This window comes from Streptomyces sp. NRRL WC-3549, from assembly GCF_000721935.1.
Taxonomy (GTDB): Bacteria; Actinomycetota; Actinomycetes; order Streptomycetales; family Streptomycetaceae; genus Streptomyces.
Window position 1 is genome coordinate 150,141 of the sequence record NZ_KL585414.1, and the last position, 4,831, is coordinate 154,971.

The 4,831-nt window shown below is 69.6% G+C and carries 5 protein-coding genes; 3 read left to right on the forward strand and 2 right to left on the reverse strand.

Annotated elements, in window-relative coordinates; genetic code table 11:
- Positions 1 to 422: 422 nt before the first annotated feature.
- A complete protein-coding gene (locus IH13_RS0121960) occupies positions 423 to 677 on the reverse strand; it encodes a DUF6332 family protein (protein WP_031087024.1) in 255 nt (84 codons plus the stop codon).
- Positions 678 to 851: 174 nt separating this feature from the next.
- Positions 852 to 1,313, reverse strand: a complete 462-nt coding sequence (locus IH13_RS0121965) for a nuclear transport factor 2 family protein (protein WP_031087025.1) — start codon at positions 1,311 to 1,313, stop codon at positions 852 to 854.
- A gap of 73 nt (positions 1,314 to 1,386) precedes the next feature.
- Here IH13_RS0121965 and IH13_RS0121970 point away from each other — a divergent pair, with 73 nt between their 5' ends.
- The 3 genes from IH13_RS0121970 (at position 1,387) to IH13_RS0121980 (ending at position 4,829) form a co-directional block, all read left to right on the forward strand.
- Positions 1,387 to 1,992: a TetR/AcrR family transcriptional regulator gene (locus IH13_RS0121970; protein WP_199814802.1), complete on the forward strand. Its 606-nt coding sequence runs from the start codon at positions 1,387 to 1,389 to the stop codon at positions 1,990 to 1,992.
- Positions 1,993 to 2,597: 605 nt separating this feature from the next.
- Entirely contained in the window at positions 2,598 to 2,981 is a 384-nt protein-coding gene (locus IH13_RS38080) for a hypothetical protein (RefSeq protein WP_031087031.1), read from the forward strand.
- A gap of 861 nt (positions 2,982 to 3,842) precedes the next feature.
- Positions 3,843 to 4,829, forward strand: a complete 987-nt coding sequence (locus tag IH13_RS0121980; protein ID WP_031087034.1) for an alpha/beta fold hydrolase — start codon at positions 3,843 to 3,845, stop codon at positions 4,827 to 4,829.
- Positions 4,830 to 4,831 lie beyond the last annotated feature (2 nt).

Consider the following 4,831-nt stretch of genomic DNA (forward strand, 5'->3'; position numbering starts at 1 on the left):
GTTGGGAGGCCTCGACGCTTTGGCGGGTGATCCGGTGCCGGAGGGGGCGCCGTGACAGCCGTCCACCGAAGTCGGCGCGCGGTACTCGTAGCCCTTGTCGGCGTGCGGCTTCCCTGGCATACGCACGCGGGGCTCGGGGGACCGGACAGGCGATACGTCCTGCACCGGCGGAATCAGGGCCTGACTGTCGCGGGCGCGGGCGCAGCGGGCGCGGGCGGGGGCCAAACCCGTTGCCGCGAACACGAGCACCGCCGGCACCCCCCCGGTCGCCACGCCGATGCCGACCGCCGCCCAGAGGCCGCGGGGTGCCTCAGGCACCACCCGCTGGGGCGACTCCCCGACTCATCCGGCGCCGGCCACCGGACAATCACCACCGGCCGGCCACCGGCCCCGAGGGGGCCCGCCATCAGTGTCTGCCCCGGTCAGTGACCTCTCCGGCGCTGCGCGTCGAACCGCCGCAGCACACGCACCAGACGCCACACTCCGGCCACCGCTCCGAGCAGCGCACCCCCCGTCAACACGCCCTTCCCCGCTGGACCAGAGACGCCGGAAGCCAGTACGAGAGCCAGAGCGACGGCAAAGACCGCCGCAGCAAGCACGACGGCAGTGACCAGAGCAAAAACGATCTCCACCGTCATTGCGTCCTTTTCCCACCGCGACTCACGTCCCATGTCCATGCCGCAAGTCTCACCTCACGGTCAAGACCTGGCGCCCGCTCCACCCGGCACCGTCACCCTTCGAAGCAGAGTGAAGTGTTCGCGAGCGGAAATCGTTGACTTCCGGCGGAGGCCGAAGCGGCGGGCGACCCTGACGGTGGGTGCCCACCGCTCGTACAGGGGACGAGCCCCGGGCTACTGGATCGGGATCTCCATGCCGTGCTGCTGGGGCGTGCGCGGACCGGTGATCCGTCGTACGGCCTCGTCGATCGCCACGTCGTTGATACTCGCTTCCCGTCGTGACATCAGGCCCTGATCGGTGAACTCCCACAGTTCGTTGCCGTAGCTGCGCCACCACTGACCGCGGTGGTCGTGCCACTCGTACTGGAAGCGCACAGCGATCCGGTTCCCATGGAAGCCCCACAAGCTCTTGCGCAGCGCGTAGTCCAGCTCGCGTTCCCACTTGGCGGTCAGGAAGTCCACGATCTCCTCGCGGCCGTGGACGAAGACGTCCCGGTTCCGCCAGACCGAGTCCGGCGTGTAGGCGAGGGCGACCAGTTGGGGGTCCCGGGTGTTCCAGGCGTCCTCTGCGGCCTGGACCTTCTGTGCCGCGGTCTCCGGAGTGAAGGGCGGACAGGGCGGACGGACGTCAGGCACTGCGACTCCTCTCGACACTGGAGAACGTGCGTTCCCCATCGGCGCGAGCTACCGTAGGGAACGATCGTTCTCGATGTCAAAGGGGGTTCCGCACGTGCCTGCCGCGCTCACCGCCGAGCAGAAGGCCAACGACCGCGACGTACTGCTGGACACGGCGGAGTCACTCATCTACGCCCAGGGTGTCCAAGCAGTCGGGATGGACCGGATTCGCGAGGCGTCCGGCCTCTCGCTCAAGCGCATCTACTCGATGTTCCCGACGAAGGAGGACATCGTCGTCGCCGTGCTCAGGCGGCGGGATCTCCGGTGGCGCGCCGATCTGGCCGCGTACGCCGGGAACTTCGACGATCCGACTCGGCGGATCCTCGCAGTCTTCGAATGGCTTCGCGATTGGTTCTCCGAACCAGGATTCCGGGGATGCGCATGGGTCAACATCCACGGGGAACTCGGCCCCTCCTCCCCGGCGGTGCTCGACGAGGTCCGTGCGCACAAGGAGGCGTTCCGCGAGCAGATCGCAGGTCTGCTGGAATCGGACGAAGCGGGGACCGCAGACGCGATTTATCTCCTCGCCGAAGGTGCGATCGCCGCAGCCGGCATCAGCGGGAACGCCGAGACCGCCGGTACCGCCCGAGACGCGGTCGAACGACTCCTCGCCGGTCGGCAGACGTCAATAACCCCTTGAAGGGCCTTTCGCACCGAGGGGACCGTTCGGCAACTGACGTGAGGTCAGCCGGTCGGAACGAGCCGTGCCGGCGTGTGAGGATTTCCCTGTGGAGTGCGATGTGTGCGGACTGGTGATGCGGCGGTGGCCGGTACCGCCCACGGCCGGGGAAGAAGAGACCTGGTCCTGTCCGTGGTGTCATGCCGTCACCCAGGTGGGCGGTGAGTGGTTCGAGGTCGCGCGACCGCCGTATCTGCCGAGGGGGACGCGCTGGGAGAGGGCTGTCGCGGATGGTCTTGCCACCGGAACCTCCCACGCCTTCGGCATCTTCGACAGGACGCTGTGCGGGATCCAGGGACCCGGCATGTCGCCGTCTGGCCATTGGTGGCTACCGGAACGGGAGAATGCCTGTAACGCCTGCCGGGCAGCGGCGGGTGCCATTGATGACCGCTGGCCGCAGGCGATGAGGGGTGAGGACGCGCGGGTCAGCGTGGCCCGGCAGCCATGAATACTTCCGGTTCGGATTCGATGCTCTGGTGCACCTGACCCACTACCTCGGTCAGCCCGCAGCGTGCGACGTCCGAGAACGAACGCCCGCCTCATGGACAGAGAGAGATCACAGCCTGGTGACCAGCATCGAACCGCTCAGCGACGGGGAAGTCGACGAGCTCGACGAACTCGCACAGGCAGCCACGCCAGGACCCTGGTTCGTTCGTTGCCTTGACGACGAGCACGCGATGAACCTCGTCGTCGTGAGCACCGCGCCGGACACCGGCCTGGCCGAGCGCTGGCCGGACTTCGACTACGGCGAGATCGTGGCCGCGACCCTGGTCCAGCGGCCCCGCTACGTGGATGCCGCTGACGAGCGCTGGGACGAGAACGCACAGTTCATCGCCACCGCCCGCGAAGCCGTCCCCCGCCTTGTCGCAGAGATCAGACGGCTGCGCGGACAACCGGAGGCAGAGGGGCGTCCAAACGGATCAGGAGAAACGAGCTCTACGGCAGGCTGAATCCGACCGTGCTGGGCTGTCTCTGCAGCACGGGGATCCCCGGCGCACGTAGTCGACATTCTCAAACGGGCGGATACGACGTGGACTCGCAGGGTTCCACCGGGGACTGCGGCAGGCGGGCCGGCTGATGCCGTGTGACGGGGTGCGGGCGTTCGCTTCGAAGTACGTCGAGCCGACACGGGACCGGTCCGGGCAGGCTCGAAGTTCGATGTCCACGCCAGGTCACCGACGCGCGTGAGACAGACGACGCCGTTCGCGACAGGGATCATCCGCCGAGGCTGACGCCCGGCCCGACTGGCTCAGATCCGGGAACGACGGGCGCGATGACGTGCCCGTGGTCCGAGCGGACGGCTCGGCTCGGCCGACCCTCGCGCCCCGGGGCAGCGCCGCCCGAAAGGGCAGCCCGGGCCGATGGGCCCGGTCCCGTCGGCGTCGACCAGTACGCGCCACCCCTGTCCCCACCGCGCAGAAGGTCGTTGCGGCCCTGCGGCCGGGTCGCAGGACGACGGAAGAGCCATGGGTTTGCCGAAAGCGCCGGTGGCCTGCGGGCGCTGAGGCGGCACCGGGACTTGAGCCGGCCGGTCTCGTCCGCGACAGCGTGCTCGGCGTATGACGGTCGCACAAGCTCGTACCGGCGCGCGTGGCGCGCGGTGCTGCTCGCACGCGACTCGCAGCCCGGGCACCATCGAGGGCGGCGTGCTGTCCAGGTCGTCGCCTGCCACCGTTCGCGCTCCTCCCGGCCGCACGGCCCACCGCTCTGCCTGCGATCTTGCCGAAACGGCAACCCTGATCGCGTCGGGCGTCCGTCGCGCCGCATGATCGACGGGTAGCCGCGTCCGCCCGCCGACCGAGGAGAAGCCCATGCAGCCCGAGCCGACCGCCGAACTCCGCCACCGCACCATCGAGACCCCGGCCGGACGCCTGCATCTGGTCGAGCAGGGCACCGGCCCGCTGGTCCTGCTCGTGCACGGCTTCCCCGAATCCTGGTACTCCTGGCGCCGCCAGCTCCCGGCCCTGGCCGCCGCAGGCTACCGGGCGGTGGCCATCGACGTGCGCGGCTACGGCCGCTCCTCCAAGCCCACCGCGACCGATGCCTACCGGATGCTCGACCTGGTGGAGGACAACGTCGCCGCGGTGCGCGCCCTCGGCGAGGAGAGCGCGGTGGTCGTCGGCCACGACTGGGGATCCAACATCGCCGCCTCCTCCGCCCTGCTCCACCCAGACGTCTTCCGCGCCGTCGGCCTGCTGAGCGTCCCCTACGCACCGCCGGGCGGTCCCCGCCCCTCCGACGTCTTCGACCAGATCGGCGGCCCTGAGCAGGAGTTCTACGTCTCCTACTTCCAGGAGCCCGGCCGCGCCGAGGCCGAGATCGAGCCCGATGTCCGAGGCTGGCTCGCCGGTTTCTACGCGGCACTGTCCGCCGACACCATGCCCGCCCAGGGCGAGCCCGACCCGCACTTCGTCGCCCACGGCGGCCGGCTGCGCGACCGCTTCCCCGCGGGCAAGCTCCCCGCCTGGCTGAGCGAGGACGACCTCGACGTCTACGCCGCGGAGTTCGAGCGCACCGGCCTGACCGGCGCTCTCAACCGCTACCGCACCATGGACCGTGACTGGGAGGATCTCGCCCCTCACAGCGGAGCCCCGATCAAGCAGCCGTCCCTGTTCGTCGGCGGCACTCTGGATGCCTCCACCACCTGGATGTCCGACGCCATCGCCGCCTACCCCTCCACTCTCCCCGCCCTGTCCGCCTCCCACCTGCTGGAAGGCTGCGGCCACTGGATCCAGCAGGAGCGCCCCGACCAGGTCAACCGTCTGCTGACCGACTGGCTCACCACCCTCCAGCGCTGAAC

Bases quoted from the DNA above. Each gene is read 5' to 3' on its own strand.
- IH13_RS0121980 (WP_031087034.1), top strand. From the start codon at position 3,843: ATGCAGCCCGAGCCGACCGCCGAACTCCGCCACCGCACCATCGAGACC.
- IH13_RS0121970 (WP_199814802.1), top strand. From the start codon at position 1,387: ATGTCAAAGGGGGTTCCGCACGTGCCTGCCGCGCTCACCGCCGAGCAG.
- IH13_RS0121960 (WP_031087024.1), bottom strand. From the start codon at position 677: ATGGACATGGGACGTGAGTCGCGGTGGGAAAAGGACGCAATGACGGTG.